Here is a 26,644-nt window from a genome sequence, read left to right as displayed (position 1 = left end):
ACAGGTCGTTGTCAGGCCTGGATCAGCGTCCAGGCCTCTTTCATTTGCAGAGGTTGCTTCATTCGCTCGGCCAGCAGCGCCATTGCGCGTTGCTTGTCGCAGGCCACCGCCGCAACGACGATGCCGTCTTTTGCAAACAGGCCAATGAACGGCGGCTGTTCCGGCTCACCGCTGAATTCGACCTCGTCCCATTCCTGCGCGTGACCGAGATAGTCGTAGTTCTTGCCAAAGTGGTAGGTCCAGAAAAACGGCACATCCAGATAATGTTCCTCGCCACCGAGCATGTTGGCCGCAGCGATGCGCGCGTGTTGCTGGGCCAGGCGCCAATGCTCGATACGGGTTGGCTGGCCGTTCAACGGAAACGTGGCGATATCACCGATGGCCCACAGGCCATCGCTGACGCGCATGCCGTCATCGACACGCAACGATTGGTCTTCTTCCTTGGGCAATGAGTCGAAAGGCTCGGTGGCCGGGTGAACGCCGACGCCGACGAGAACCAGATCCGCTGCCAAGCGCAGACCGTTGTCGAGCAGCACGCCCTCGACCTTGTCCTCGCCAAGGATCTGCGTAGCCTCGTGTTCGCTGATGAACTTCACCCCGTGCTCTTCGTGCAACCCGCGAATCGCCTTGCCCACGGCCTCGCCGAATTGCTTGGCAAACGGGACTGCGTGGCGTGCCAGCACGGTGACGTCGAGGCCGAACTCGCGCAGGGCTGACGCGCATTCGAGAGCAATAAAACTGTCGCCGATGATCACCGCGCGCTGGCCCGGTTGAGCGGCGTTGATGATCTGTTCAGCCTGGGCTTTCGAACGCAGGACGAAGACGTTGGCCAACTCGGCACCAGGCAGCTTCAACGGATTGGGCGCGCCACCGGTGGCGAGTACAGCGGCGTCGTAGCGCAGGATGCCGCCGTTGTTCAGATGCAGCGTTTTGCCTGGGGCGTCGAGTGAAGTTACTTCGCCTTGCACGCGCTCAATCCGTTGCGCTTGATAGAACGCCTCATCGCGTAGCGGCGGCACTTCTTTCGGTGACATCTCTCCAGCGAGAACAAATTTGCTCAACACCGTACGGTCGTAGCCCGCATCCGGTTCGCCATCGACCAGCACGATGCGCCCGCCGAAACCCTTCTCCCGCAACGCCGCCGCGCAAGCCGTGCCCGCCGCCCCGGCGCCGACCACCACGAACGTTCTTGGGTCGTCAGCGGGCGGGGTGTGCGGATCGGGCAGGGGCTGGTCATCGACCCAGACTTCATCGCCGCGCAACTCCAGCGGATAGCGTTTGAGACTGTCCAGTGATGGCGGCTCGCACAGGCCGCCGTCCTCGGCACGGTACGCGGCTTTGTGCCAGGGGCAGATCAACCTGCCGTGACACAACGCCCCCTCGGCCAACGGCGCTCCGGCGTGTGGACACAGGCCCTGAAACGCCCGCAACTCGCCGTTGGCGCGCAGCAGGACGATCTTGCAGTCGCCGATTTCGACTTGCAGGCCACGGTCTTGCGGGACATCGGCGAAGCGGGCGACACGGTGCAGGGACATTTTCGGCTTCCTCGCAGGCATTTCTCTTGTGAGTTGGCGGCGCCGCGCGAGGTTCAGCCATTTGCTACTGCCAAGGCACGAACGGTACAGCTATAGTTTGCGGGCCGACGACGGCCTCACTGCACAAGGTGCTCCCGGAATGACCCGATTGACCTCTCTCAACCCATGGCTGGCGGCCATCGCCGTGACCCTTTGCGTGCAGTTCCCGGCTCAGGCCCAGGAGCGCTTCACCCTGAGCATCCCCGGCGTGTCGGATAACCGTCTGTTCACCTCGGCCGCTGCCAGCGACGCACCCGGTTGCGGCGGCAAAAACCAGTCGCCGGCGCTGAGCTGGAACGCCGGCCCGGCCGGTACCCAGAGTTACGCCATCGTCATGCACGACCCGGATGGCCAGAAAGGCCTGGGCGTCGATCACTGGATTCACTACGGCATCAAACCCACCACCCACCAGATCGCGGCCGGCGTCGGTGCCAAATCCGCGCTCGAAGGCGTCGGCGGCACCAACAGCAAAGGCAACACCCATTACATGGGCCCATGCCCGCCAGTGGGCGACAGCGCGCACCACTACATCATCCAGATCTACGCCCTCGACCTCGCCCCGGACGCCCTGCCTGCAGGCCTGACCCGCGCCGAGCTGATGGAAAAAATCAAAGGCCATGTGCTGCGTAACAGCAGCGCGGTGCGGCGTTATCACCGCTGAGGTTCGGCCGCTCACGGGCGGCTGACTGCTCTGATTCCCCAGCCATTTGGCATTGCCCCGCGAAAACGCGCACTATCGAGCCATTGCCAATGCGCTGGAGGACACCGTGGCAGCAAAAATCGACCGCATCGCCCAGCTACTCAACTGCCCGGAAAAGGGCGAACAAATGCGGCGTGCAGTAACCGAGACACGTAAGGAATTTCTGCTGAATCAGCCGGAAGAAGACCTCGTTGAAGAAGACGAGGTATTTGACGAGGCTGAGGAGGAGGGGGATGACGACGATGAATATGACGAGTTTGACTGGACGACGGAGTGACGTCGTTCCAGCGATCTTGTCATCGCCCACAAAAAAGCCCCGGACCATCACAGTCCGGGGCTTTCTCGTTTGATTCATGGTGCACCAGGCGGGATTCGAACCCACGACCCCTGCCTTCGGAGGGCAGTACTCTATCCAGCTGAGCTACTGGTGCAGCGGGCGACATCATACCTAGGTCGGCTCGGGGCGTCCATGCCGGGTTTGGCGGGTTTTGTCAGTGTGCGTGTCGGTGCAAATCGCTGCATTCCTTAAAGCGGTAACGTCCTGCAAAACCCTCGCTTGGCGCTTTGCCGGGGTTGATCTAAGGTTTTTCCTGCGGCACGGGTTTTCAGTACGTTGATCTGAAAAGCGGCATTTTTGTTCTTTTTTTCGAACGACCTATTGTCCTTTACCCCCTTTGAACCTACGATCCGTTTGAGATTTCAAACGCTCTTTGGCGGGATGTTGCAGCGCAAGTGCGCCCGGTCGTGCACTGTTGATGCGCCACAATCCGCTCACTGATTTCCCTGACGGCAGCCTTGCGAGGCGCCTTTCTACAATCATAATTTGCTCCGCGCAGGCCGCGGTGCTGTTAAGGAAAGCCGACATGCAGCTTAAAGACACCCAGTTGTTCCGCCAGCAAGCCTTCATCGATGGCGCTTGGGTCGATGCCGACAACGGTCAGACGATCAAGGTCAACAACCCGGCCACCGGCGAAATCCTCGGCACCGTGCCGAAGATGGGCGCCGCTGAAACCCGCCGTGCCATTGAAGCCGCTGACAAAGCGCTGCCGGCCTGGCGTGCGCTGACCGCCAAAGAGCGTGCCGGCAAGCTGCGTCGCTGGTTCGAACTGATGATCGAGAACCAGGACGACCTCGCGCGCCTGATGACCCTCGAGCAAGGCAAGCCGCTGGCCGAAGCCAAGGGCGAAATCGTTTACGCCGCATCGTTCATCGAGTGGTTCGCCGAAGAAGCCAAGCGCATCTACGGTGATGTGATTCCAGGCCACCAGCCGGACAAGCGCCTGATCGTGATCAAGCAGCCGATCGGCGTCACCGCTGCGATCACCCCGTGGAACTTCCCGGCGGCAATGATCACCCGCAAGGCCGGCCCGGCGCTGGCCGCCGGTTGCACCATGGTGCTCAAGCCAGCATCGCAAACTCCATTTTCCGCTTTCGCCCTGGCCGAACTGGCCCAGCGCGCGGGCATTCCTGCGGGCGTGTTCAGCGTGGTCTCCGGCAGCGCTGGCGACATCGGCAGCGAGCTGACCAGCAACCCGATCGTGCGCAAACTGTCCTTCACCGGCTCGACCGAAATCGGTCGCCAGTTGATGGCCGAATGCGCCAAGGACATCAAGAAAGTCTCGCTGGAACTGGGCGGCAACGCGCCGTTCATCGTGTTCGACGACGCCGATCTGGATAAGGCCGTCGAAGGCGCGATCATTTCCAAGTACCGCAACAACGGCCAGACCTGCGTCTGCGCCAACCGTCTGTACATTCAGGACGCGGTCTACGATGCGTTCGCCGAGAAGCTGAAAGTGGCGGTGGCCAAACTGAAGATCGGCAACGGTCTGGAAGACGGCACCACCACCGGCCCGCTGATCGACGAAAAAGCCGTGGCCAAGGTTCAGGAACACATCGCTGATGCCGTAAGCAAAGGCGCCACCGTACTGGCGGGCGGCAAGGCGATGGAAGGCAATTTCTTCGAGCCGACCATCCTGACCAACGTGCCGAAAAACGCGGCCGTGGCCAAGGAAGAAACCTTCGGTCCGCTGGCGCCGCTGTTCCGCTTCAAAGACGAAGCCGAAGTAATCGCCATGTCCAACGACACCGAATTCGGTCTGGCTTCTTACTTCTACGCGCGTGACCTCGGCCGTGTGTTCCGTGTCGCCGAAGCGCTGGAATACGGCATGGTGGGCGTCAACACTGGGCTGATCTCCAACGAAGTCGCGCCGTTTGGCGGCATCAAGGCTTCGGGCCTGGGCCGTGAAGGCTCCAAGTACGGCATCGAAGACTACCTGGAAATCAAATACCTCTGCCTGGGCATCTAAGCCGGGAAAGGGATCGCTGCAAACGCAAAGGGCACGAGAGCGCTGTCCCTTTGCGTCGTTTCAAACGGGAATTTTCTCTGCGGCCAGGAACGCCGTGGCAGTCGATCATCGCATGCTGCCACCGCCGATTTCTCCCGCTTCATCCTTGAACCACGCCGCCCGATGAGCGGCGAATGAGGACTGTAATGAGCAAGACTAACGCTGAACTGATGGCCCGCCGCACCAATGCCGTACCTCGTGGTGTTGGCCAGATTCACCCGATCTTCGCCGAGTCGGCAAAGAACGCCACCGTGACCGACGTTGAAGGTCGTGAGTTCATCGACTTCGCCGGCGGTATCGCTGTACTGAACACCGGCCACGTGCACCCGAAAATCATCGCCGCCGTGACTGAACAGCTGAACAAGCTGACCCACACCTGCTTCCAGGTGCTGGCCTACGAACCGTACGTTGAGCTGTGCGAAAAAATCAACGCCAAGGTGCCGGGTGATTTCGCCAAGAAAACCCTGCTGGTCACCACCGGTTCCGAAGCCGTCGAAAACGCCGTGAAGATCGCCCGTGCCGCCACTGGCCGCGCTGGCGTGATTGCCTTCACCGGCGCTTACCACGGTCGCACCATGATGACCCTGGGTTTGACCGGTAAAGTTGTGCCGTACTCGGCGGGCATGGGCCTGATGCCAGGCGGCATCTTCCGCGCGTTGTACCCGAACGAACTGCACGGCGTGAGCATCGACGATTCGATCGCTTCCATCGAGCGCATTTTCAAGAACGATGCCGAGCCGAAAGACATCGCTGCAATCATCATCGAGCCGGTGCAGGGCGAAGGCGGTTTCTACGTCGCGCCGAAGGAATTCATGAAGCGTCTGCGTGCGCTGTGCGACCAGCACGGCATCCTGCTGATCGCTGACGAAGTGCAGACCGGCGCTGGCCGTACCGGCACCTTCTTCGCCATGGAACAGATGGGCGTTGCCGCCGATCTGACCACTTTCGCCAAGTCCATCGCTGGCGGCTTCCCGCTGGCCGGCGTGTGCGGCAAGGCCGAGTACATGGACGCCATCGCTCCGGGCGGTCTGGGCGGCACCTACGCCGGTAGCCCGATCGCTTGCGCCGCTGCGCTGGCAGTCATGGAAGTGTTTGAAGAAGAGCAATTGCTGGACCGCTGCAAGGCTGTCGGCGAGCGCCTGGTCACCGGTTTGAAGGCGATTCAGGCCAAGTACCCGGTCATCGGTGAAGTGCGTGCGCTGGGCGCAATGATCGCGGTCGAGCTGTTCGAAAACGGCGACAGCCACAAGCCGAACCCGACTGCCGTGGCCGCTGTGGTGGCCAAGGCGCGTGACAAGGGCCTGATCCTGCTGTCCTGCGGCACTTACGGTAACGTGCTGCGTGTGCTGGTTCCGCTGACGTCGCCGGACGAGCAACTGGACAAAGGCCTGGCGATCATCGAAGAGTGCTTCTCTGAACTCTGATCCGCTCGTGTGACCCGCTCGACAAAAACCCGCTTCGGCGGGTTTTTTTCGCTCCTTGAAACACATCGGACGGGTTTGCGCTGTATCGAATCGCCAGCATTGGCTAAGGTTCAGGCATTGCAAGGAGAGCGCGCATGACTGCCGTTGATTTACCCGCCGTACCCCGGGTGCTGATTGCCGAGGCTGATCCCTGGTCCCGTGACCTGCTCAAACAAGTGCTGCTCAATGTGCGCTGCGATGCGCGCCTGGATTTGTGTGCCGATGGCCAGCAGGCAATGTCGTTGCTCAGCGAGGTGCCCTATGACTTGGCCATCGTCGATTGGGAGCTGCCTGGCATCGACGGATTGCATGTGCTGCGCAGCGTCCGCCAGCGCAAACGCAATCCGCCGCTGCCGTTCATTCTGATGAGCAGCCGCAACGACAGCGCCAGTGTGCGCGAAGCGATTCCGCTGGCGCCGACGGCGTACCTGACCAAACCGTTGAACATGGAAGGCCTGACCGAGCGCTTGCAGGGGTTGCTGCTCAACGCTGGCGAAGCAGTGGTTTGCGAAGTGCCGGCACTGGCGCCGGGCATGACCCTGTCGGTGTTCCTTGAGCGGCGTCGCGAGCAGGCCGATGGCGCGCCGTTGATGACCGACGTGCAAGTGGCGGTCAAGCGCAGCCTCAATCCCGAGGGGCTCGACCTCAAGCTGCTGGAGGAAGAGGTCCGCACCGATCCGCAGATTACCGCCGTGCTGATCGCTGCCGCCAACAGTGCCGCGCAACACTACGGCGCGCCGGTGCAAACCCTGGCCCAGGCGCTGCACCGACTCGGCACCGGGCAGAGCATGAACCTGATTCTCGGCCTGGCGCTCAAACGCAGCGCGCGGCTCAGCGATCCATGCCTGGCGGATTACGCCGAGCGCTATTGGGGGCTGTCACTGCACACGGCGGAATACGCCCGCACGCTGGCGCGCCTGCTCGATCTGGATCAGGAGCGCTGCTATTGCGCGGGCATGCTGCATCGGCTCGGCGATCTGGCGCTGCTGCGCTGCTTGCAGGAGTGGCAACAAGCCGGCGGCGAGCTGGACGAGTTGCAGGAGGTCGGTGAAGCGCTAGCGAAGTTTGGCGCTTCTTATGGCTCGGCATTGCGCACCCGCTGGCGTCTGCCGCTGGAGTTGCGCGAGTTGATTGCTTCGGCCTACCAGCTCGGTGGTGGCGTTTACAGTCGCGAGGCGCTGGTGATGCACATGGCCGCGCAGATGGCGCGGCTGACCGAGCATGAAGGTGTCGAGGAGCTGGCGAAGAGCCGGACGGCGCGGTTGCTCAAGATCGGGCTACCGGAGTTGATGCGGATGCGCAAATGACAGATCACCACATTCCAATGTGGGAGCGAGCCTGCTCGCGAAGGCGCCAGCGCAAGCAACATTTTTGTTGAAGGTGCAGGCCTCATCGCGGGCAAGCCCGCTCCCACAGGAATTGCTGCAGCCACAAAATACGGGTCAGGCCGCAATGATCCGGTTCTTGCCCTGCCGTTTCGCCTCGTACATCGCCGCATCCGCGCGGGCGAACAGGCTGTCCAGGCTCTTGTCTTCGTCGGTGAGGTTGGTCAGACCCTGGCTAACGGTGATGCTGAATGCTTGGCCGTCGTGGTTAAAGCGCAGTCGCTGGATCTCCTGTTGCAGGCGCTCTGCCACTTGCACCGCCATCTCCGGCGCACAGCCGGGGAACACCGCGGCGAACTCCTCACCGCCAATCCGTCCGAACAGGTCGCCACGGCGCAATGAGCCGCGCCCGCATTCGGCGATCCGTTGCAGCACATTGTCGCCTTCGGGGTGGCCGTAGCTGTCGTTGATCACTTTGAAATCGTCGATGTCCAGCAGCAGGAAGGCCAGCGGTGTGCCTTGGCGGCGGGCCTCGGCGAACTCGCGGTGGGCGCATTCGAAGAAGTGGCGGCGGTTGCTGCTTTGCGTCAGCACATCGGTGGTGGCCAAGCGTTGCAGCTCGGTTTCCATGTGTTTTTTGTCGGTGATGTCTTCGGCGATGCCGACGATGATCACCGGCTGCCCGGGCTCGTCCTGGCGATTGATAAAGCATTTGTCGCTGAGCCAGCGCACCTGGCCATCGGCCGCGATGATGCGGTACTCGCGATCTTCCACCGCACCTCGGTGCAGGACTTCGGCGAGGCTCTGCTCGGCGTACTCCAGATCATCGGGGTAAATGCTGTCGCGCCATTGGTTGTAGTCCGCCAGCAGAAGCGCGGCGGAACGGCCGAAGATCCGTTCATAGGCCGGACTGACGTACAAAACCTGGCGGGTTTCCCAGTTGAAAGCCCAGAGCACGGCGTTGACGCTGACCAGCAGCGAACTGATCAATTGTTCGCGCTCGCTCAGGCGCGCGACTTCGCCCTGCGCATGCATCAGCGCCATCAGCGTTTGCGCGGCCTCTGGCCATTGGGTGTAGGTTGTGTCTTTCTGGTTGTTGTTGACCATCGGCACAAATCTCAAAGGGCGCGCCGCAATGTCGACAACGGCCACAGGACAGCCCGCCGGGATGGCGAAGTGTCTTTGAGATAGAGGATTTTCGGCGAAGTTCCCGGCCATTACCGAGTCCCGCCGGGCGGCGGGGTTAAGGAGGCGACGTGTGCAACGAGGCTGCGATCTTCGCGATCGCAGCCTCGTTGCCGGTCAGGCAGTCGCAGGACGCAGCGAGTAGGTTTTCAGCTGGTCAGCAAAGTCACGCAACGACTGAATGCCACTGGCCTCCGCCTCGTGAATCCATTCCTTGATGGCGGCCAGCATGTCGTGGCCATTGGAACTGGTCTTGACCCAGATCTGCTGCAAAGCCAGGCGTTTCTCGTAGATCACTTTCAGCGCATGGCTGTGTTCGAGCATGGTCTGGATGCGCAAGTGATGACGGTCTTCCAGCAGGCTGGTTTCCCGCGACAGCAGGCGTTTGGCCCGGTGGAACTGGTGGCGCACCGAATGATCGACCTTGGCCAGCTCTTGCTTGACCAGCGGGCCGATCACCAATTTGCGGTACTGGGCCATGATCTGGAAGCGGTTGTTGAGGATCGCCATGGCGGTGTCCATGTCCAGGCTGCCCTTGCCTTCGACGCGGTGGGCAATCGGTGCGACCCGCTGCACCTTGGCCAGGCGCAGGAAGCAGAAGACCTTGATCCACGCCCAGCCGAGGTCGAACTCCCACTTCTTCACCGACAGCTTGGCGGAGTTGGGGTAGGTGTGATGGTTGTTGTGCAGCTCTTCGCCGCCGATCAGGATGCCCCACGGCACCAGATTGGTTGCCGCGTCACGGCATTCGAAGTTGCGGTAGCCGACGGCATGGCCCAGACCGTTGATCACGCCAGCGGCCCACACCGGAATCCACATCATCTGGATCGCCCAGATGGTGATGCCGATGGTGCCGAACAGCAGCAGGTCGATTACGCCCATGATCGCCACGCCCAGCAGCGGATAGCGGCTGTAGACGTTGCGTTCGATCCAGTCTTCCGGGCAGTTCTTGCCGTAGATGCGCAGGGTTTCCGGGTTCTGCGCTTCGCTGCGATACAGCTCGGCGCCGGTGCGCAGCACGGTGGACAGGCCCTTGATGACCGGGCTGTGCGGGTCATCTTCGGTTTCGCATTTGGCGTGATGTTTGCGGTGGATGGCGGTCCACTCGCGGGTGTTCTGCGCCGTGGTCAGCCACAGCCAGAAACGGAAAAAGTGCTTGAGACCCGCATTCAGCTCGAGCGAGCGGTGGGCCGAGTAACGGTGCAGATAGACCGTGACGGCAACAATCGTCACATGGGTCATCAGCAGGGTGACCGCGACCAGTGACCAGGCCGACAAGCCAAGAAAACCTTCGTACCACATAGGCTATAGGGCCCTCGATAAAGATAAAAACAGCCGTTGCATTATCACTAAGCACACAGATAAAACCAGTCGCCCTTTCAGATAAGAAGTCGCTGAATGTTTCTTGACCTATAATTCCAACCTTTTTGTAGGGACATGGACGACCGAATGTCTGCGACTTACCGCGATGCCTTGCGTGCAGCGCTGCTCTACCTCGTACTCGCCGCCGTGTGGCTGCAGGTTTCCGATCATTTATTAAGCAGATTCTTCGATAACTCCAGTGCGCTGGCGCGCTGGCAACTGATCAACGGTTATTTGCTGGCAGCGGTCAGCGCCGGGCTGATTTTTCTCGCGCGGGCGCGGCTGTGTCGGTTTCTCGGCATCGGTGCCCGCCTGCGCGAGCGCCACAGCGACCGTGAGCGCCTGCGTCAGGCTGCCGCCGTGTTCGATTGCACCCGCGAAGGTGTGCTGGTTACCGACCATCGAGGGCTGATCGTCCACGTCAACCGCGCCTTTATCGAGATCACCGGTTATCGGCGCGACGAAGTCATCGGCCAGCAGCCCAGTCTGTTCAAGTCCGGTCATCATCCGCCGGGCTTCTATCAGGCGATGTTTGCCACCCTTGAGGCTGAAGGTGAATGGAGCGGCGAGATCTGGAACCGGCGCAAGACCGGCGAGATTTATCCACAGTGGCAGACCATTCGGGTGATTCACGATGATTTCGGCCGGCTCAGCCATTACGTGGCGGTGTTTTCCGATATCAGTGCGATCAAGGATTCCGAGTCCGAACTCAAACACTTGGCGCATCACGATCCGTTGACCGATCTGCCCAATCGCCTGCTGTTCAGCGACCGCGCCGAGCAGGCGTTGGCTTCCGCGCAGACACACAAACGTGGCTGCGCGCTGCTGATGCTCGATCTGGATCATTTCAAGATGATCAACGACAGCCTCGGGCATAACGTCGGCGACCGATTGCTCAAAGCGGTGGCGACGCGGTTGCAGGCATTGTTCGGCCCCGGCCTCACCCTCGCACGGCTCGGCGGTGACGAGTTCGCGGTGCTCGCGGAAAGTTGTCCACAGCCGGCCCAGGCCGCCGCGCTGGCGCAACGGACTCTGGACGCCTTGAAGGAGCCGGTGCTGGTAGATGGCAATCAACTGTTCATCAACGCCAGCATCGGCATCAGCCTGTTTCCCAGCGATGCCCTCAGCGCCGAGCAGTTGTTACGCAACGCCGACAGCGCGCTGTTCAAGGCCAAAAGCAGCGGACGCAATGGCTACGCGCTGTATACCGAAGAGCTGACCGCCCATGCCCAGCAACGGGTCGAAATCGCCTTCGAGCTGCGCCGTGCACTGGAGCAGGAGGAGTTGCGCGTCTACTACCAACCGGTGCATGACCTGCACAGCAGCCGTCTGATCGGCGTCGAGGCACTGGTGCGTTGGCAGCATCCACAGCGCGGTCTGGTGTCACCGGCAGAATTCATTCCGATTGCCGAGCGTACCGGGCTGATCGCCGAGATCGATGCGTGGGTGATGCAGCAGGCCTGCCGGCAGATGTGCCAATGGCAGCAGAGCGGCGTGGTGCTGGCGTTCGTCGCGGTGAATGTCTCCTCGCGGCTGTTTGCCCGGCGCGAGTTGTACCAGCAGGTGGCGCAGGTGCTCCACGACACCGGGCTGGATCCGGCGTATCTGGAGCTGGAAGTTACCGAAAGCGCGGTGATGGACGATCCCGAAGTGGCGCTGGAACAGATGCATCGCTTGCGCGAGCTGGGTGTACGTCTGGCTATTGATGATTTCGGTACTGGCTATTCGTCGCTGCTGCGGCTCAAGCGCCTGCCGGTGCAGAAGCTCAAGATCGATCAGGGCTTCGTTGCCGGGTTGCCGTGGGATGAGGATGACGTGGCAATTGTCCGGGTGATCATCGCGCTGGCGCGGAGCATGGGTATGCAGGTGCATGCCGAGGGGATCGAGCAGGCTGAGCAGGCGGCATTTCTGTTGGCGCAGGAATGCGATCTGGGGCAGGGCTACTGGTTTGGGCGGCCGGTGTCTGCGGATCGGCTTGATTGGGCGAAAACGCCATTGATAGGCTGAAAAGACCTATCTGGCTATCACCGACCTTGTGGTGAGGGGATTTATCCCCGTTGGGTCGCGTAGCGGCCCCAAGAAATGGGACTGCTACGCAGTCCAACGGGGATAAATCCCCTCGCCACAAGTTCTCTTGACGAGTTCAAATCAGCGCAAACCCCTTGCCCTCGCTCATAATGTTTTCTAGTTATATAAACATTCTTAAATAGTCTTTTTAAGAATATCCATGCCTCTCTTATATTGCTCCCACGCCGAACGCAGTGCCGCCCACTGCCAGGCAAATCCCCTTCAAAGGAGCAGCACCATGAGCGCATCCCTTCGCAGCGTTGACGGTCAGGACGAAAGCACCATCTTGCGGGAAATCCAGAGCGCCCTGCGCGATCTGCGGTTCGGCGCGGTGGAGATCACTGTGCACAACGCGCAAGTCGTACAGATCGAACGCAAAGAGAAATTCCGTTTGCAGCAACCCGGTAAGCAACCGGGCTGAAATCAAAAGATCGCAGCCTTCGGCGGCTCCTACAGGGGGCTGTGTGCAGGAGCTGGCCAAGGCGGCGATCTTTGAAACGGGACCGATTCCAGCAATACATAAGAACAAGCCACCACCAGGAATTCCAGGAGCTTTCACCATGTCGTCGATTCGCCGTTATGCTTTGGCCGCGCTGGCCAGTGCCGTTTTTGCCGGTTCCGCCGTTGCCAAGGATTACGAGCTGCTCAACGTGTCGTATGACCCGACGCGGGAGCTGTATCAGGAATACAACGCCGAATTCATCAAGTTCTGGCAGCAGGATCATGCCGGCGACACGGTGAAAATCCAGCAGTCCCATGGCGGTTCGGGCAAGCAGGGCCGTGCGGTGATCGACGGTCTGCGGGCTGACGTGGTGACCCTGGCCCTGGCTGGCGACATCGATGAAATCGCCAAGCTCGGCAAGAGCCTGCCCGCCGACTGGCAGAAGCGTCTGCCGGAAGCGAGCACGCCGTACACCTCGACCATCGTGTTCCTGGTGCGCAAGGGCAACCCGAAAGGCATCAAGGACTGGGGCGATCTGGTCAAGAACGACGTTTCGGTGATCACGCCGAATCCGAAAACCTCGGGTGGCGCGCGCTGGAACTTCCTCGCCGCTTGGGCCTATGGCCTGAAAGCCAACGGCGGAGATGAAGCCAAGGCGAAGGAATACGTACAGACTCTGTTCAAGCACGTGCCGATCCTTGACACCGGCGCCCGTGGTTCGACCATTACCTTCGTCAACAACGGTCAGGGCGACGTGTTGCTGGCCTGGGAAAACGAAGCGTTCCTGGCGCTGAAAGAAGATGGCGGCGCAGACAAGTTCGATATCGTCGTGCCGTCGCTGTCGATCCTCGCCGAACCGCCAGTGGCGGTGGTCGACAAGAACGCCGACAAGAAGGGCAACGCGCAGATCGCCGAAGCCTACCTCAAGCATCTGTACAGCCCGGCCGGCCAGGAAATCGCCGCGAAAAACTTCTATCGTCCACGTGACAAGGACGTAGCGGCCAAGTACGCCCAGCAGTTCCCGAAACTGGAACTGGTAACCATCGACAAGGACTTCGGCGGTTGGAAATCCGCGCAGCCGAAATTCTTCAACGACGGCGGCGTGTTCGACCAGATCTATCAGGCGCAGTAATCTGACTTCAGCCACACAGCAAGCCTGAAGCCAGGCGCGGCAAATGTGGGAGCGAGCCTGCTCGCGAAAGCGGAGTGTCAGACGACCTAGAGTTGATTGATACTCCCTCTTCGCGAGCAAGCTCGCTCTCACATTGATGCGTTCAGCGGAATGCTTTTAACCAGGGACTCTTATGTCGCGTCGTATCTCCCCCGTCATACCCGGCTTCGGGCTGACGCTGGGTTACACCTTGGTGTACCTCAGCCTGATTGTGCTTATCCCGCTGGCGGCGATGTTCGTCCACGCCGCCCAGCTGACCTGGGATCAGTTCTGGACGATCATCTCCGCGCCGCGTGTGCTGGCCGCTTTGAAGCTGAGCTTCGGCACCGCGCTGTGCGCGGCGATCATCAACGGCATCATCGGCACGTTGCTGGCCTGGGTGCTGGTGCGCTACACCTTCCCCGGGCGCAAGGTGATCGACGCGATGATCGATCTGCCGTTCGCCCTGCCGACCGCTGTGGCCGGTATCGCGCTGACCGCGCTGTACGCGCCGGCCGGGCTGGTCGGGCAATTTGCCGCTGACCTCGGTTTCAAGATCGCCTACACCCCGCTGGGCATCACCCTCGCACTGACCTTCGTCACGCTGCCGTTCGTGGTGCGCACGGTGCAGCCGGTGCTGGCCGATATTCCCCGTGAAGTCGAAGAAGCGGCGGCGTGCCTGGGTGCTAAGCCATGGCAGGTATTCCGCCACATTCTGGTGCCGGCCTTGCTGCCCGCCTGGCTGACCGGGTTTGCGCTGGCGTTCGCGCGTGGCGTCGGCGAGTACGGTTCGGTGATTTTCATTGCCGGCAACATGCCGATGAAAACCGAGATCCTGCCGCTGCTGATCATGGTCAAACTCGACCAGTACGATTACACCGGCGCTACCGCCATCGGCGTACTGATGCTGGTGGTTTCCTTCATCCTGTTGCTGCTGATCAACTTGCTGCAGCGGCGCATCGAAACCCCCTAAGGAGGCGCGAACATGTCCCAATCGTCCATTGCGGCCGCCTCTTCGGCCAACGCTGCGCGCCGTGGCAGTGCCACTTCGCGCAGAATCCTGATCGGTCTTGGCTGGCTGATTTTTTTCCTGTTTCTGTTGCTGCCGTTGTTCATCGTGGTGTCGCAGGGTTTGAAGAATGGCCTCGGTGCGTTCTTCACCGCGATCTTTGAGCCGGACGCGCTTTCGGCATTGAAACTCACCGTGTTCGCGGTGCTGATCTCGGTGCCGCTGAACCTGGTGTTCGGCGTCAGTGCGGCATGGTGCGTGAGCAAATACTCGTTCCGTGGCAAGAGCATGCTGGTCACGCTGATCGACTTGCCGTTCTCGGTGTCGCCGGTGATTGCCGGTCTGGTCTACGTGCTGATGTTCGGCGCTCAGGGCCTGTTCGGGCCGTGGTTGCAGGATCACGACATCCAGATCGTCTTCGCCCTGCCGGGCATTGTGCTGGCGACGATTTTCGTCACCGTGCCGTTCGTGGCCCGTGAGCTGATTCCGCTGATGCAGGAACAAGGCACCCAGGAAGAAGAGGCCGCGCGCCTGCTCGGGGCCAATGGCTGGCAGATGTTCTGGCACGTCACCGTGCCCAACATCAAGTGGGGCCTGATTTACGGCGTGGTGCTGTGCACCGCGCGGGCCATGGGTGAGTTCGGTGCGGTGTCGGTGGTTTCCGGGCACATTCGCGGGGTGACCAACACCTTGCCGCTGCACGTCGAGATCCTCTACAACGAATACAACCACGTGGCCGCGTTCGCTGTGGCAAGCCTTTTGCTGATCCTGGCGCTCTTCATCCTGCTGCTCAAGCAGTGGAGCGAAAACCGTATCAACCGCCTGCGCGCCAGCGCCGCGGAGGAATAATTCATGTCGATCGAAGTGCGTAACGTCAGCAAGAATTTCAACGCGTTCAAGGCGCTGGACAACATCAGCCTGGATATCCACAGCGGTGAGCTGGTCGCGCTGCTTGGCCCGTCGGGCTGCGGCAAAACCACCTTGCTGCGCATTATTGCCGGTCTGGAAACCCCGGATCAGGGCAACATCGTTTTTCACGGCGAGGACGTTTCCGGCCACGATGTGCGTGATCGTAACGTTGGTTTCGTGTTCCAGCATTACGCCTTGTTCCGCCACATGACGGTGTTCGACAACGTCGCGTTCGGCCTGCGCATGAAACCGAAAAACCAGCGCCCGAGCGAAAGCCAGATCGCCACCAAGGTTCACGAACTGCTGAACATGGTGCAACTGGACTGGTTGTCGGATCGCTACCCGGAGCAGTTGTCCGGTGGCCAGCGTCAGCGTATCGCGTTGGCCCGTGCTTTGGCGGTGGAGCCGAAAGTGCTGCTGCTGGATGAACCGTTCGGCGCCCTCGATGCCAAGGTGCGCAAGGAACTGCGGCGCTGGTTGGCGCGGCTGCACGAAGATATCAACCTGACTTCGGTGTTCGTGACCCACGACCAGGAAGAAGCGATGGAAGTCGCCGACCGTATCGTGGTGATGAACAAGGGTGTGATCGAGCAGATCGGCTCACCGGGCGACGTCTACGAAAACCCGGCCAGCGATTTCGTTTATCACTTCCTTGGCGACTCGAACCGCCTGCTGCTGAGCGACGACAACCATGTGCTGTTCCGCCCGCACGAAGTATCGTTGTCCAAGCATGAGCTGGAAGATCACCACGCCGCTGAAGTGCGCGATATCCGCCCGCTGGGCGCGACTACCCGGGTGACCTTGAAAGTGGAGGGGCAGACCGATCTGATCGAAGCGGAAGTGGTCAAGGATCACGACAGCCTGATCGGTCTGGCCAAGGGTGAGACCTTGTTCTTCAAGCCGAAGGTCTGGCAGAAAGTCGCCAATATTTAAAGGCAAAAGCTTCGCGAGCAGGCTCGCTCCCACAGGGAAAACTCATTCCAAATGTGGGAGCGAGCCTGTTCGCGAATACGATCTAGACAGCAGCGCGATTCGGATTGACCCGCACCACCCCCGCCCGCAACTCGATCTCTTGTTTCAATTCCTGCCGCAGCCCGAGCAAGAACGCCAGCTCGGCCACGACAAACAACGGCCCGACAATCAGCCCGCTGATGTCATCGACAAATGCTGGTTTGCGCCCTTCATAGTGATGCCCGACAAACTGGATCACCCAGCCGATCACGAACATCGCCAGGCCGCTGCTCAGCCAGACCAGGGTGCTCTGTTGCGCCAGTGCATGCCCGGCCCACACCGACAGCCCCATCAGTACGGTCATCAATACACCGAGCTTCAACTCCAGACGCAGGTAAAACCACGCCGAGGCCAGCGCCACCACAACGGCCGGAGATATCCACAGCCCGCCCAGCTCCCACTGCGGCCGTGACAGCAGCACCGCCACCGCCACCACGATCAGCGGAATGCCGATAAAGTGGCTGGCGATGTTGCGCGGGTCACGGTGGTAGGCGGCGTATTGACTGAGGTGGTCGACGAGGCTTTTCATTGTTGTTCCTCCAGTGGGGTTGAATGCATCATCCCTCGGGATCCGCGTTCGCTCTGTCGGGCAGGCGACACTCCAGGAGTGGTTATGCAAATTCGTGCACGGTTGCTCAGCGGCCAGTGGTTCAGTCATCTGCCTGCATCTTTTCAGGATAGCCTGCTGGCGTTGGCCCGGGAGCGGCGGCTGACGGCGGGGCAACGGCTGTTCCAGCGTGGCGATGCGCCGTGCGGTCTGTACGCGGTGCTCGATGGCGCAGTGCGTATCGGCGCGGTGAGCGAGCAGGGCAAGGAGGCGTTGTTGAGTCTGGTGGAGGCGCCGCACTGGTTCGGCGAAATCTGCCTGTTCGACGGTCAGCCACGTACCCATGACGCCTATGCGGTCGGGCCGTGTACCTTGCTGAATATTCCCCAGGCGGCGTTGCTCAAATTGCTCGACGAACAGCCGCAGTACTGGCGGCATCTGGCGCTGCTGATGAGCCACAAATTGCGCCTGGCCTTCATCAATCTCGAACAGCTGAGCCTGCTGCCAGCCCCGGCACGTCTGGCGCATCGCTTGCTGATGATCGCCGAAGGCTACGGCGAACTCGACGCACCGCGTCGGGTGCTGCAACTGCCGCAGGAGCAGTTGGCGGCGATGCTGTCGCTGTCGCGGCAGACCACCAATCAGATCCTCAAGGATCTGCAGGGGCAGGGGATTATCGGGTTGGCTTACGGCGAAATCGAAATCCTCGATGCCGCAAGACTGCGTGCTCTGGCCACGATCTGAAAACTGAAACCGATCCAATGTCGGAACTGGCACCTGTGGCGAGGGGATTTATCCCCGCTGGGGCGCGAAGCGGCCCTGAAAAAGGGACTGCTGCGCACTCCAGCGGGGATAAATCCCCTCACCACAAAGGCTCACTCCTACAAAGGATCTGCGTTTGGATTACGAACCGCGATAGGTCGAGAAACCGTACGGGCTCAGCAGCAGCGGGATGTGGTAGTGCTGATCTGTCTGCTTGACCTGAAAGATCACCGGAATTTCCGGGAAGAACGTCTCGTGCTTGATCTTCTGGTAGTACTCGCCGGTCTTGAACACCACGCGGTATTCACCTGCTTCAAAAGGCTGTTTGGCCGGGAAAAGCTCGGCGATCCGCCCTTGCTCGTTGGTGGTGCCTTGGGCCAGTGGTTGCCAGTTTTCGCCGACGTGTTTTTCCAAGGTGACATTGATGCCCGGTGACGGCAGGCCGTTTTCCAGGTTGAGCACGTGCACGCTCAGCGGATTGCCGGCGGCCAGCGCCAGGCTGGAAACAGCGCTCAGGCCGAGCACGGCGAGGGTCATGCGCAGGGTGGTCATGGTGTATCTCCTTAGTGGGAACGGGTGATGCTCAGGCCGGCTTTGTCGGCGGCGGCGCGGGCGCAGTTTTCGTCTTGTTCACCGCCGCCGGAACCGGCCACGCCCATGGCGCCGACCAGTTCGCTGCCGGCGAACAACGGAATGCCGCCGCCGAGCAAGAGCAATTCATCGAGGGTGTTGAGGTTGGCGGTTTCCGGGTTGCTGCGGGCGCGCTCGGCGAACAGCCGCGTCGGCGTCTTGGTCGACAGCGCGGTGTAGGCCTTGCGTTGGCTGGCGGCGGTGTTGTGCGGCCCGACGCCGTCACCACGCAACGTCACCAGCAAGTTACCGCCACGGTCGAGCACCGACACCGTGCCGGTGCAACTGCTCATCGCCTTGTCCGCCAGCCAGCGTGCGGTTTTCAGGTCGAGATCGGCGTGGCGCGGCAGTTCTGGCGTGGCACTTGCAGCGCCGCTGAGGCCGAGGATCAGGCTGGCGACAAGGTATTTGACGGTCATGTGCAGGCTCCGATTGAGAAGGTCTGCACCTTAACCGGCGCACTTCGTCAGAACCCCGTCAGGCGGATTACAAGTTTGTAATGGGCAACGGCGCCGAACACGCCTAGCCTGTGTGCCTGATCAATCGAGGTGTGCCATGCGTTTGCTGGTCGTAGAAGATGAAGCCAAAACCGCCAACTTCCTCGCCAAGGGCCTGGGCGAGTCGGGTTTCGCCGTGGATGTTGCGCTCAATGGCCTCGACGGCCGCTATTTTATCGAGCAGCAGGAATACGACCTGATCATCCTCGACGTGATGCTGCCCGGTCTAAACGGCTGGCAATTGCTCCAGCTGATCCGCCAGCGCGGCGCTACACCGGTGCTGTTTCTCACCGCCAAGGACGCCATCGAAGACCGCGTCCGTGGTCTTGAGCTGGGCGCTGATGACTACCTGCTCAAACCCTTCGCCTTCGCCGAACTGCTCGCGCGCGTGCGCACGCTGCTGCGGCGCGGGCCGATGCGCGAAGCCGAGTCGTACAGCATCGCCGACCTGGAAATCGACGTGCTGCGCCGCCGGGTCAGTCGCGGCGGCCAGCGCATTGCCCTGACCAACAAGGAATTCGCCCTGTTGCAGCTGCTCGCCAGCCGCCAGGGCGAAGTGCTTTCGCGCACGCTGATCGCCTCGCAGGTGTGGAACCTGAATTTCGACAGCGACACCAACATGGTCGAAGTCGCCGTCCGGCGTTTGCGCGCCAAGGTTGACGATCCGTACATGCCGAAACTTATCCACACCGTGCGCGGCGTCGGTTATCAACTGGAAGCGCCGGACGATGTGGAGTAAGTCGATCGCCTGGCGATTGGCGCTGGCCTTCGCCATGGTCTGCGCGCTGGTGCTGAGCGCAATCGGCGTGTTTCTCTACCGCTCGCTGGCCTCTGAATTGGCCTTTCGTGACGACATGGCCCTGCTCGGTCGCCTCGAGCAAGTGCGCGCCTTGCTCGCCGACAGCGACAGCCTCGACGCTTTGCAGGCGCGGCCACGGTTGTATCAGAACATGCTCGGTAATCTCGACAGTCTGCTGCTGGTGCGCCGGGCCGACGGCTCCAGCGTGATCGCGATCAACCCGCGCCAGCGTGAATTGCCGGCGCTCAATGCATTAGCGCGAGAGCAAATGCCAGAGCGCCGTGACGTGCTCACCTGGCAGGCCAGTGACGGCGCTGAGCTGGCCTTGCTGTCCGGCCAGGCGCAAGGCCCCAACGGTGAAACCCTCACGGTGATCGCCGGCAAAGTGCTCAGCGAGCGCGAGCAGATGCTCGGCAGTTATCGCCTGCGTCTGTATCTGTCCGTCGGCCTCGGCGCGTTGCTCGCTTTTGCTCTGGGCCTGCTGTTGCTGCGGCGTGGCTTGCAGCCCTTGCATCAGTTGAGCGAAGCGGTTCGCAGTATCGATCTGCGCAGCCTCGATCGACGCCTGCCGGTCGACGGCACGCCGAGCGAACTGCGCGAACCGGTGCACGCGCTCAACACCATGCTGGCGCGGCTGGACGACAGCGTGCAGCGCCTGTCGCAGTTCTCCGCCGACCTTGCCCACGAAATCCGCACGCCGCTGCACACCTTGCTGGCCAGCAACGGCCAGGCGCTGAACCATCCGCGCAGCACGGCCGAATATCAGGAAGTGCTGGCCTCGAACATGGAAGAGTTCGAACGGCTCAAGCGCATGGCCGAGAACCTGATGTTCCTCGCCCGCGCCGAACAGGCCGAACGTGCGCTCAATCTGCACACACTGGACTTGCGCAACGTCGGCGACGAACTCTGCGATTACTTCGAAGCCCTGGCCGATGATCGCAATCTCCAGCTGCAAAACCGCATGCACGGCGAATTGCTCGCCGACCAGCAACTGCTGCAACGCGCCCTCGGCAACCTGCTGGCCAACGCCGTACGCCACGCCGACCCCGGCACCCTGATCAGCCTGCAACGCCGTGATGAACCGGGTATGTGCTGGCTGCAAGTGCACAACCACGGCCCGGTCATCGCGCCTGAGCATCTGGGCAAACTGTTTGACCGCTTCTACCGCGTCGATCCTTCACGTGCGGAACCGGGAGATTCGGGTGGGCTGGGTTTGGCGATCGTGCAGTCGATCATGCAGTTGCATGGCGGGCAGGTGCGGGTGAGGAGTGACGCCGACGGCACTGTTTTTGAGCTGGGGTTTGTGGGGCGGTGTTAAGACGTTAGCGATGGCTGACCATCTACGCTAAGCTCATTTAATTGCATTCTTTATGATGCATTTTAATTTCTAGGTGGATTTTGCATTGTAAGCAATGCATTTGGGGCGGTGATGGAAAAAATTGGCGACTTGATTAGAAGCTTGCGTAAGGCCGAAAAGCTGTCCCAACAAGCTTTGGCGCAGCAATACGGCATGAGCCGCGCAACAATCTCGGGGATTGAAAACAACACAATCTCGGAAATCGGTTTGCGCAAAGTCGAAGCCATTCTTAACGGATTCGGCTACGAATTGGCCGCAATCCCCCGCGCCTCTCGACGTCCGACACTCGACACGCTGCGCAAGGTGAACTTCCATGACTGAGGTATTGGACCGCTTGCAAGTCTGCGTCGGCGGCCATGAGGTTGGAAGATTGGGGCGCGGGAACGCAGGTGTCGACAGCGTGTTCAGCTATCGGGACGATGCGATTGATGAAAATGCCGTTTCGCTGACCATGCCGACACGCCTGGAAAGTTATGGTTGTGAACGCGGCATCCATCCGATATTCGAGATGAACCTGCCTGAGGGTGCGTTGCGCGATGAGTTGATGCGGCGGTTCAGCAAAGCCGTGCGCGGCTTCGATGACTTCGCTTTGCTAGGTATCGTCGGCCCGCATCAACTCGGGCGTCTTTCGATCACGAGCGCATCGACAATTGATCGTCCGCCTGAAACCTCGCTCGCTGAATTATTGGTTCATGATGGTGCGCAAGGTTTGTTCGAAGATCTTTTGCAGACTTACGGGCAGTATTCCGGGGTTTCAGGCGTGCAGCCCAAAGTATTGGTGCGTGACAGTGCCGCTGCAATAGACCGACTGACGCACCGAGGCTCGACTCATCTGGTCAAAGCCTTCCGTGCCGAAGAGTATCCCGAGCTGGCAACCAACGAATTTTTCTGCATGCGCGCTGCGCAACTTTGTGGCCTCGACGTGCCGCATTTCGAACTCAGCGAGCATGGCAAATTTCTCGTCATCGAGCGTTTTGACTTGAGCGACACCGGATACCTCGGCTTCGAAGACTTTTGCGTGCTCAACGGCTGGCCGTCGAAGGCCAAATACGATGGCTCTTACGAAGGAGTCGCACGGCAGATCAAGGCGTTTGTTTCGCCCTCATTACTCAAGCGCGCACTGGAAGCTTTCTTCAAGATTGTCGTTTTATCGGCGGCATTGAAAAACGGCGATGCCCACCTGAAAAACTTTGGCGTGCTCTATGAGGATTGTGGCGAGCACTCATTGATCAGGCTGGCTCCGGCGTACGACATCATCACCACGTCGGTGTACATCAAGAGCGATAGCATGGCACTGCTGTTGGGCGGTTCGAAGGCGTGGCCCAAGCATAAAATGCTTACCAAGTTTGGTCGTACGGCCTGCAATCTAAGTGAAGCGCGTTGCAATCAGTTACTGCAAATGGTCGCGCAGGGTGTACAGCAAGCGCTGGGCGAAATGGCGGAGTACAGCGCAAATCATCCTGCCTTCGCAGAGGTGGGCGCTGCAATGATCGAACAATGGTCGGCCGGTCTGGCGCGCAGCCTGCGCAACAGTTGAAACTCAGCGCAACTGATCCCGAAACTGCCCCGGCGTCATTCCTGTCCAGCGCTTGAACGCGCGGCTGAAGCTGCTGGTGTCGGCGAACCCCAGCAGATAGCTGACTTCACTCAACGAGCACTGCGGGTCGCGCAGGTGCAGCAGCGCGAGGTTTTCACGGCTTTCGTTGAGCAGGGTGTCGAAGCGACAGCCCTCATCCGCCAGATGCCGCTGCAGGCTGCGCAGGCTCAGGTGCAAGGCCTGGGCGATGCGTTCGGCGCTCGGTTCGCCTTCGGGCAGTTGTTCTTCAATGGCATCGCGCACCTTGCGCTCCCAGGTCAGCGGTTTGAGCTGGGCGAGGGTGCGTTTGAGTACGGCTTCGTTGTGTTCGGCCAGTTCCGGGTTGGCGTCGTCGAGGTGGCTGTCGAAGTCGCCGAGGGCGAATTCCAGGCGGTCTTCGGCGGCGCAAAAATGCACCGGCGCGCGGAAGACTTTGTGCCATTGCTGGGCGTCGCTCGGTTCGGGGCGGCGCAAGTACACCGCCAATGGTGCGTAATCACGGCCGAGGCGATTGCGGCAGGTGCGCACGTAGATCGCCGCGAAGGCGTCGATGGCTTCGACGGCCGGCGCCGGGTTGCCGGGCGGGATTTTCAGGCGGAATTGATAGCGGTCTTCGCTGCGGCTCAGCTCCAGTTCCAGCGCATCGCTGACCACCGGGTGATAGCGCACGATGCGCTCGAACACCTCGCGCAAGCTGCCGCTGGCCACCAGTGCATAACCGAGCGCGTGGAAGGTGGTCGGGCTGACGAAACGCGACACGCGCAAGCCCAGCGCCGGGTCGCCGCTGGCCTGCACGGCGAGTGCCCACAGGCGCGTGGTACCGGACAGCGGATAGCGCGCATTGGGGTCGTCCATCAGCGCTGGGTCGAGCCCGGCCTGTTGGCACAAGGCAAGGCTGTCCAGCCCGAGCGCGTCGAGTTGTTTGCGCAAGGCGCGGGTCCAGCTGGCGAGGGAGGTCGGTTCCTTCATGCGGATTGGCGCGTCCGGTCAACAGGTTGGCGTTCTTGGCTAGCGCGGATCGAACCCCGGCAAGGCACGATGCATTCATCTTAGACCCGAGGATGGAAGCATGGACGGTACTTCTGCAAGCCCTGAACGACTGAATGCGGCGCAGCGCTCGGCACATATTCGCCAAGTGGTGCTGACCAAAGGTGCGCAATTGCGTGAGCGCTACCCGATTCTTCGGCATCAGGATGCCCTCGGTGCGGGGATTCTGGCGTTCGCGCTGGCCGGGATGATCGGCTCGGCGGCGCTGTACATCACTGGCCATATGGCCTGGTGGGTGTGCCTGCTGTTCAATGCTTTTTTCGCCTCGCTGACCCATGAGCTGGAACACGACCTGATCCACAGCATGTACTTCCGCAAGCAGCGCGTGCCGCACAACCTGATGATGGGCCTGGTCTGGCTGGCGCGACCGAGCACGATCAATCCGTGGATCCGTCGTCATCTGCACCTCAACCATCACAAGGTTTCCGGCACTGAAGCCGACATGGAAGAGCGCGCAATCACCAACGGCGAGCCGTGGGGTTTTGCCCGTCTGCTGATGGTTGGCGATAACGTCATGTCGGCGTTTATCCGCCTGCTCCGCGCCAGGACCTGGGCACACAAGTGGAGCATCGGCAAACGCGTGCTCAAAGTCTACGCACCGCTGGCGCTGCTGCATTGGGGCGCGTGGTATGTGTTTCTCGGCTTTCACGCGGCCAATGGCATCGCGCATTTGCTGGGCTCGCCCATCGAATGGTCGGCCACCACGCTGTCGGTGATGCAGGTGGTCGATATCGCCGCCGTGGTGATCATCGGCCCGAATGTGTTGCGCACTTTTTGCCTGCACTTCATCAGCTCGAACATGCATTACTACGGCGACGTCGAACCGGGCAATGTGCTGCAGCAATGCCAGGTGCTGAACCCTTGGTGGCTGTGGCCGTTGCAAGCGTTCTGCTTCAACTTCGGCAGCAGTCACGGGATTCATCATTTCGTGGTCAAGGAGCCGTTTTACATTCGTCAGATGACCGTGCCGGTGGCGCACAAGGTGATGCGCGAGATGGGCGTGCGCTTCAATGACTTCGGCACGTTTGGCCGGGCGAACCGGTTTGTGCGCGGAGATGAGGAAGTGGTGTCCGGGGAGGCGGTGGAGGCCTGACAGATGCCCCTCACCCTAACCCTCTCCCAGGGGAGAGGGGACTGATCTAGCTGTTTATGCTGGATACATCGACCTGAAATTTCGAGCCGACCTCAGGTTGGAAAAGCATGAAGATCTGCTCCCTTTCCCCCTCTCCCTCAGGGAGAGGGCTGGGGTGAGGGGGGCTTTTGATCTTGGTTCAATCCGGCTGAAACGGCGAAGCACTGAGGATCACTCCGGTCTCTTCCACATACCGCTGCCAATGCCCGATCAAGTCAGTGAGTTTCTGCGGCTGACTCAACGCCAGATCATGAATCTCCCCTGGATCGCTCGCCAGATCATAAAGCTGCCAGGTCGCCGGACCGACCGGTCCGGGAATCCACACCGCCTTCCACGACCCTTGGCGAATCGCCCGGCGTCCGAACAATTCCCACCCTGTCACGGTGTGTTCGTCATGCACCTGCGCGGTCTCGCCGGACAGGAAGCCCAGCCATGATTTACCGCGCAGTGGCGCCACCGCTTTGCCTTTCCACTGTTTGCCCGGATGCCGCACGCCAGCCAGATCGAGAATGGTCGGGGTGATGTCCATCACCGTGCCGAAACCATGGCTGATCTGCCCTTTCAGCGGCAGTTGCGGATAGTGCAGCAGCGCCGGCACGCGGATCCCGCCCTCGGTGGTGAAAGCCTTGAACAAGCGTGACGGCGCGGTTGCCACTTGCGCCCAGTTCGGCCCGTACCAGACGTAGGAATTGGCCCGGCCGATGTTGTCGAGGCTGTTGTCGTAATGCTGGTTGAGGTAGGTCATCAGCTCCGGGCCGAACTTGGGGAACGCTTCCAGCAGCGCGCCTTCGGCCCCGTTGTCGGACATGAACAGGATGAACGTGTTGTCGAGCTGTCCCTGCTGGCGCAGGTAATCGATGACCCGGCCGATGTTCCAGTCCATGCGCTCGACCATCGCCGCGTAGACCTCCATGGCTCGTGCGGAAATCTGCTTTTGTTCATCGCTCAACGCGTCCCACTGCGCGCTGAGCTGAATCAGCGGGTGCGGCTCGACTTCCGCGTCGATCAGGCCCAGCGCCTTGAGTTTTTCCAGGCGTTCGAGGCGCAGCACTTGCGGGCCGGCGTCATAACGGCCACGGTATTTCTCGACGATCTCGGCCGGTGCCTGCAGCGGCCAGTGCGGCGCGGAGAAGGGCAGGTAAGCGAAGAACGGCCGGGTCTGATCGCGCTCCCTGAGGTACTGCAGCAGCTTGTCGCCGAAGGCATCGGAGGAATAGAAATCCTTCGGCAACACGTCAACAAACTGATCGTCCTCGATGTACAGCGCCGGGGTGGATTTCAGCAGGCCCGGCGTTTGCTCATCGTAGGTCGGCTCGAAACCATAGTGGTTGGCAGCGCCCGGCAACAGTGAAAACGAGCGCTCGAAACCGCGCGCATGAGGCGCCAGTTCGGCCTTAAGACCGAGATGCCATTTACCACTCATCAAAGTTTGGTAACCAGCCTCACGCAGCAGCTCAGGCAGCGCGACGACGCGGTCGTTGAGGTAGCCCTCGTAACCGGGTTTGCCGATCAGTTCCGGGGTCAACGCTTCGGCCATGGTGCCAATACCGGCGATGTGGTGATCGGTGCCGGTCAGCAGCATCGAGCGCGTCGGCGAGCAGGTCGGTGCGGTGTGGAAATCGGTCAGGCGCAGGCCGTTCTCGGCCAGCGCATCGAGGTTCGGCGTAGCGATTTCGCCGCCGAACGCGCCGATGTCGGAAAAGCCCAGGTCGTCGGCCAGAATCACTAGAAAGTTGGGACGTTGCGGCATCGCGA

At 61.0% G+C, this 26,644-nt stretch carries 25 protein-coding genes and 1 tRNA gene; 17 read left to right on the top strand and 9 right to left on the bottom strand.

Features of this window, described 5'->3' with window-relative positions; genetic code table 11:
• Window positions 1–11: 11 nt before the first annotated feature.
• Entirely contained in the window at window positions 12–1,535 is a 1,524-nt protein-coding gene (locus ACYSTU_RS10355) for an FAD-dependent oxidoreductase (protein WP_498998045.1), read from the bottom strand.
• A 139-nt stretch (window positions 1,536–1,674) separates the two neighbouring features.
• Between ACYSTU_RS10355 and ACYSTU_RS10350 the strand changes: the two genes are divergently transcribed.
• Window positions 1,675–2,235, top strand: a complete 561-nt coding sequence (locus ACYSTU_RS10350; RefSeq protein ID WP_016772253.1) for a YbhB/YbcL family Raf kinase inhibitor-like protein — start codon at window positions 1,675–1,677, stop codon at window positions 2,233–2,235.
• A gap of 46 nt (window positions 2,236–2,281) precedes the next feature.
• Window positions 2,282–2,551, top strand: a complete 270-nt coding sequence (locus tag ACYSTU_RS10345) for a hypothetical protein (RefSeq protein ID WP_016772252.1) — start codon at window positions 2,282–2,284, stop codon at window positions 2,549–2,551.
• A 77-nt stretch (window positions 2,552–2,628) separates the two neighbouring features.
• Here ACYSTU_RS10345 and ACYSTU_RS10340 read toward each other — a convergent pair.
• Window positions 2,629–2,705, bottom strand: a tRNA-Arg gene (locus tag ACYSTU_RS10340).
• Window positions 2,706–3,137: 432 nt separating this feature from the next.
• On the opposite strand from ACYSTU_RS10340, the gene gabD reads away from it, so the two are divergent.
• The 3 genes from gabD (at window position 3,138) to ACYSTU_RS10325 (ending at window position 7,389) form a co-directional block, all read left to right on the top strand.
• Window positions 3,138–4,580 carry an NADP-dependent succinate-semialdehyde dehydrogenase gene (gabD, locus tag ACYSTU_RS10335; RefSeq protein ID WP_024011131.1) on the top strand — a complete coding sequence of 481 codons (1,443 nt, stop codon included), beginning with the start codon at window positions 3,138–3,140 and terminating at the stop codon, window positions 4,578–4,580.
• A 185-nt stretch (window positions 4,581–4,765) separates the two neighbouring features.
• Window positions 4,766–6,043 (top strand): 4-aminobutyrate--2-oxoglutarate transaminase, encoded by a 1,278-nt coding sequence (gabT, locus tag ACYSTU_RS10330; protein ID WP_016772251.1) that lies wholly within the window; start codon window positions 4,766–4,768, stop codon window positions 6,041–6,043.
• A gap of 134 nt (window positions 6,044–6,177) precedes the next feature.
• Window positions 6,178–7,389, top strand: a complete 1,212-nt coding sequence (locus ACYSTU_RS10325; protein ID WP_122698857.1) for an HDOD domain-containing protein — start codon at window positions 6,178–6,180, stop codon at window positions 7,387–7,389.
• Between the two features lie 135 nt (window positions 7,390–7,524).
• Here the strand turns inward: ACYSTU_RS10325 and ACYSTU_RS10320 are convergent, their stop codons facing one another.
• Both ACYSTU_RS10320 and desA read right to left on the bottom strand, forming a co-directional pair.
• Complete coding sequence (locus tag ACYSTU_RS10320) at window positions 7,525–8,514, bottom strand: GGDEF domain-containing protein (RefSeq protein ID WP_130902991.1); 990 nt, start codon at window positions 8,512–8,514, stop codon at window positions 7,525–7,527.
• Between the two features lie 195 nt (window positions 8,515–8,709).
• Window positions 8,710–9,894: a delta-9 fatty acid desaturase DesA gene (gene desA, locus ACYSTU_RS10315; RefSeq protein ID WP_016772248.1), complete on the bottom strand. Its 1,185-nt coding sequence runs from the start codon at window positions 9,892–9,894 to the stop codon at window positions 8,710–8,712.
• Window positions 9,895–10,041: 147 nt separating this feature from the next.
• On the opposite strand from desA, the gene dibA reads away from it, so the two are divergent.
• The 6 genes from dibA (at window position 10,042) to ACYSTU_RS10285 (ending at window position 16,464) form a co-directional block, all read left to right on the top strand.
• A complete protein-coding gene (dibA, locus tag ACYSTU_RS10310; protein ID WP_498998028.1) occupies window positions 10,042–11,961 on the top strand; it encodes a phosphodiesterase DibA in 1,920 nt (639 codons plus the stop codon).
• 298 nt (window positions 11,962–12,259) lie between these two features.
• Window positions 12,260–12,442 carry a sulfur starvation response protein OscA gene (gene oscA, locus ACYSTU_RS10305; protein WP_007917682.1) on the top strand — a complete coding sequence of 61 codons (183 nt, stop codon included), beginning with the start codon at window positions 12,260–12,262 and terminating at the stop codon, window positions 12,440–12,442.
• 139 nt (window positions 12,443–12,581) lie between these two features.
• Entirely contained in the window at window positions 12,582–13,595 is a 1,014-nt protein-coding gene (locus tag ACYSTU_RS10300; RefSeq protein ID WP_498998022.1) for a sulfate ABC transporter substrate-binding protein, read from the top strand.
• A gap of 172 nt (window positions 13,596–13,767) precedes the next feature.
• Window positions 13,768–14,586 carry a sulfate ABC transporter permease subunit CysT gene (gene cysT / locus ACYSTU_RS10295; RefSeq protein WP_016772245.1) on the top strand — a complete coding sequence of 273 codons (819 nt, stop codon included), beginning with the start codon at window positions 13,768–13,770 and terminating at the stop codon, window positions 14,584–14,586.
• Between the two features lie 12 nt (window positions 14,587–14,598).
• Window positions 14,599–15,471: a sulfate ABC transporter permease subunit CysW gene (cysW, locus tag ACYSTU_RS10290; protein ID WP_007917679.1), complete on the top strand. Its 873-nt coding sequence runs from the start codon at window positions 14,599–14,601 to the stop codon at window positions 15,469–15,471.
• Window positions 15,472–15,474: 3 nt separating this feature from the next.
• Entirely contained in the window at window positions 15,475–16,464 is a 990-nt protein-coding gene (locus tag ACYSTU_RS10285) for a sulfate/molybdate ABC transporter ATP-binding protein (RefSeq protein WP_056786991.1), read from the top strand.
• 82 nt (window positions 16,465–16,546) lie between these two features.
• Here the strand turns inward: ACYSTU_RS10285 and ACYSTU_RS10280 are convergent, their stop codons facing one another.
• Window positions 16,547–17,071, bottom strand: a complete 525-nt coding sequence (locus tag ACYSTU_RS10280) for an Mpo1 family 2-hydroxy fatty acid dioxygenase (protein WP_073471486.1) — start codon at window positions 17,069–17,071, stop codon at window positions 16,547–16,549.
• A gap of 84 nt (window positions 17,072–17,155) precedes the next feature.
• Here ACYSTU_RS10280 and ACYSTU_RS10275 point away from each other — a divergent pair, with 84 nt between their 5' ends.
• Complete coding sequence (locus ACYSTU_RS10275) at window positions 17,156–17,833, top strand: Crp/Fnr family transcriptional regulator (protein WP_122698853.1); 678 nt, start codon at window positions 17,156–17,158, stop codon at window positions 17,831–17,833.
• A gap of 159 nt (window positions 17,834–17,992) precedes the next feature.
• Here the strand turns inward: ACYSTU_RS10275 and uraH are convergent, their stop codons facing one another.
• Together uraH and ACYSTU_RS10265 are read right to left on the bottom strand one after the other, a co-directional pair.
• Complete coding sequence (gene uraH, locus ACYSTU_RS10270; protein WP_039756340.1) at window positions 17,993–18,403, bottom strand: hydroxyisourate hydrolase; 411 nt, start codon at window positions 18,401–18,403, stop codon at window positions 17,993–17,995.
• Between the two features lie 11 nt (window positions 18,404–18,414).
• Window positions 18,415–18,900 carry a GlcG/HbpS family heme-binding protein gene (locus ACYSTU_RS10265; protein WP_122611176.1) on the bottom strand — a complete coding sequence of 162 codons (486 nt, stop codon included), beginning with the start codon at window positions 18,898–18,900 and terminating at the stop codon, window positions 18,415–18,417.
• Window positions 18,901–19,036: 136 nt separating this feature from the next.
• Here ACYSTU_RS10265 and ACYSTU_RS10260 point away from each other — a divergent pair, with 136 nt between their 5' ends.
• The 4 genes from ACYSTU_RS10260 to ACYSTU_RS10245 all read left to right on the top strand — a co-directional run bounded on the left by ACYSTU_RS10260 (window position 19,037) and on the right by ACYSTU_RS10245 (window position 22,671).
• The gene (locus tag ACYSTU_RS10260; RefSeq protein WP_041477440.1) at window positions 19,037–19,717 is read left to right on the top strand and encodes a heavy metal response regulator transcription factor; all 681 of its coding nucleotides are present in this window, start codon (window positions 19,037–19,039) and stop codon (window positions 19,715–19,717) included.
• The gene (locus ACYSTU_RS10255; RefSeq protein WP_498998004.1) at window positions 19,707–21,095 is read left to right on the top strand and encodes a heavy metal sensor histidine kinase; all 1,389 of its coding nucleotides are present in this window, start codon (window positions 19,707–19,709) and stop codon (window positions 21,093–21,095) included. The genes ACYSTU_RS10260 and ACYSTU_RS10255 overlap by 11 nt, the downstream gene beginning before the upstream one ends.
• A gap of 111 nt (window positions 21,096–21,206) precedes the next feature.
• Entirely contained in the window at window positions 21,207–21,455 is a 249-nt protein-coding gene (locus ACYSTU_RS10250; RefSeq protein WP_024011140.1) for a helix-turn-helix domain-containing protein, read from the top strand.
• A complete protein-coding gene (locus ACYSTU_RS10245; protein WP_498998000.1) occupies window positions 21,448–22,671 on the top strand; it encodes a type II toxin-antitoxin system HipA family toxin in 1,224 nt (407 codons plus the stop codon). Before ACYSTU_RS10250 ends, ACYSTU_RS10245 begins: the two co-directional genes overlap by 8 nt.
• 3 nt (window positions 22,672–22,674) lie before the next feature.
• On the opposite strand, the gene ACYSTU_RS10240 is transcribed toward ACYSTU_RS10245, so the two are convergent.
• On the bottom strand, window positions 22,675–23,679 hold the full coding sequence (locus ACYSTU_RS10240; RefSeq protein WP_125918259.1) for an AraC family transcriptional regulator: 1,005 nt from the start codon (window positions 23,677–23,679) through the stop codon (window positions 22,675–22,677).
• Window positions 23,680–23,779: 100 nt separating this feature from the next.
• Between ACYSTU_RS10240 and ACYSTU_RS10235 the strand changes: the two genes are divergently transcribed.
• Window positions 23,780–24,850 carry a fatty acid desaturase gene (locus tag ACYSTU_RS10235; RefSeq protein ID WP_498997995.1) on the top strand — a complete coding sequence of 357 codons (1,071 nt, stop codon included), beginning with the start codon at window positions 23,780–23,782 and terminating at the stop codon, window positions 24,848–24,850.
• A 178-nt stretch (window positions 24,851–25,028) separates the two neighbouring features.
• Here the strand turns inward: ACYSTU_RS10235 and ACYSTU_RS10230 are convergent, their stop codons facing one another.
• Window positions 25,029–26,639 (bottom strand): arylsulfatase, encoded by a 1,611-nt coding sequence (locus ACYSTU_RS10230; protein WP_498997992.1) that lies wholly within the window; start codon window positions 26,637–26,639, stop codon window positions 25,029–25,031.
• Window positions 26,640–26,644 lie beyond the last annotated feature (5 nt).

Source organism: Pseudomonas glycinis (assembly GCF_054871425.1).
The sequence above is the reverse complement of the archived record's forward strand: the minus strand, read 5'-3'. Positions and strand labels throughout refer to the sequence as shown.

What these genes read in the sequence shown, in the direction of transcription:
- ACYSTU_RS10355 (WP_498998045.1), bottom strand. Translation starts at nt 1,535, where the DNA reads ATGTCCCTGCACCGTGTCGCCCGCTTCGCCGATGTCCCGCAAGACCGT.
- ACYSTU_RS10350 (WP_016772253.1), top strand. Translation starts at nt 1,675, where the DNA reads ATGACCCGATTGACCTCTCTCAACCCATGGCTGGCGGCCATCGCCGTG.
- gabD (WP_024011131.1), top strand. Translation starts at nt 3,138, where the DNA reads ATGCAGCTTAAAGACACCCAGTTGTTCCGCCAGCAAGCCTTCATCGAT.
- gabT (WP_016772251.1), top strand. Translation starts at nt 4,766, where the DNA reads ATGAGCAAGACTAACGCTGAACTGATGGCCCGCCGCACCAATGCCGTA.
- ACYSTU_RS10325 (WP_122698857.1), top strand. Translation starts at nt 6,178, where the DNA reads ATGACTGCCGTTGATTTACCCGCCGTACCCCGGGTGCTGATTGCCGAG.
- ACYSTU_RS10320 (WP_130902991.1), bottom strand. Translation starts at nt 8,514, where the DNA reads ATGGTCAACAACAACCAGAAAGACACAACCTACACCCAATGGCCAGAG.
- desA (WP_016772248.1), bottom strand. Translation starts at nt 9,894, where the DNA reads ATGTGGTACGAAGGTTTTCTTGGCTTGTCGGCCTGGTCACTGGTCGCG.
- dibA (WP_498998028.1), top strand. Translation starts at nt 10,042, where the DNA reads ATGTCTGCGACTTACCGCGATGCCTTGCGTGCAGCGCTGCTCTACCTC.
- oscA (WP_007917682.1), top strand. Translation starts at nt 12,260, where the DNA reads ATGAGCGCATCCCTTCGCAGCGTTGACGGTCAGGACGAAAGCACCATC.
- ACYSTU_RS10300 (WP_498998022.1), top strand. Translation starts at nt 12,582, where the DNA reads ATGTCGTCGATTCGCCGTTATGCTTTGGCCGCGCTGGCCAGTGCCGTT.
- cysT (WP_016772245.1), top strand. Translation starts at nt 13,768, where the DNA reads ATGTCGCGTCGTATCTCCCCCGTCATACCCGGCTTCGGGCTGACGCTG.
- cysW (WP_007917679.1), top strand. Translation starts at nt 14,599, where the DNA reads ATGTCCCAATCGTCCATTGCGGCCGCCTCTTCGGCCAACGCTGCGCGC.
- ACYSTU_RS10285 (WP_056786991.1), top strand. Translation starts at nt 15,475, where the DNA reads ATGTCGATCGAAGTGCGTAACGTCAGCAAGAATTTCAACGCGTTCAAG.
- ACYSTU_RS10280 (WP_073471486.1), bottom strand. Translation starts at nt 17,071, where the DNA reads ATGAAAAGCCTCGTCGACCACCTCAGTCAATACGCCGCCTACCACCGT.
- ACYSTU_RS10275 (WP_122698853.1), top strand. Translation starts at nt 17,156, where the DNA reads ATGCAAATTCGTGCACGGTTGCTCAGCGGCCAGTGGTTCAGTCATCTG.
- uraH (WP_039756340.1), bottom strand. Translation starts at nt 18,403, where the DNA reads ATGACCACCCTGCGCATGACCCTCGCCGTGCTCGGCCTGAGCGCTGTT.
- ACYSTU_RS10265 (WP_122611176.1), bottom strand. Translation starts at nt 18,900, where the DNA reads ATGACCGTCAAATACCTTGTCGCCAGCCTGATCCTCGGCCTCAGCGGC.
- ACYSTU_RS10260 (WP_041477440.1), top strand. Translation starts at nt 19,037, where the DNA reads ATGCGTTTGCTGGTCGTAGAAGATGAAGCCAAAACCGCCAACTTCCTC.
- ACYSTU_RS10255 (WP_498998004.1), top strand. Translation starts at nt 19,707, where the DNA reads ATGTGGAGTAAGTCGATCGCCTGGCGATTGGCGCTGGCCTTCGCCATG.
- ACYSTU_RS10250 (WP_024011140.1), top strand. Translation starts at nt 21,207, where the DNA reads ATGGAAAAAATTGGCGACTTGATTAGAAGCTTGCGTAAGGCCGAAAAG.
- ACYSTU_RS10245 (WP_498998000.1), top strand. Translation starts at nt 21,448, where the DNA reads ATGACTGAGGTATTGGACCGCTTGCAAGTCTGCGTCGGCGGCCATGAG.
- ACYSTU_RS10240 (WP_125918259.1), bottom strand. Translation starts at nt 23,679, where the DNA reads ATGAAGGAACCGACCTCCCTCGCCAGCTGGACCCGCGCCTTGCGCAAA.
- ACYSTU_RS10235 (WP_498997995.1), top strand. Translation starts at nt 23,780, where the DNA reads ATGGACGGTACTTCTGCAAGCCCTGAACGACTGAATGCGGCGCAGCGC.
- ACYSTU_RS10230 (WP_498997992.1), bottom strand. Translation starts at nt 26,639, where the DNA reads ATGCCGCAACGTCCCAACTTTCTAGTGATTCTGGCCGACGACCTGGGC.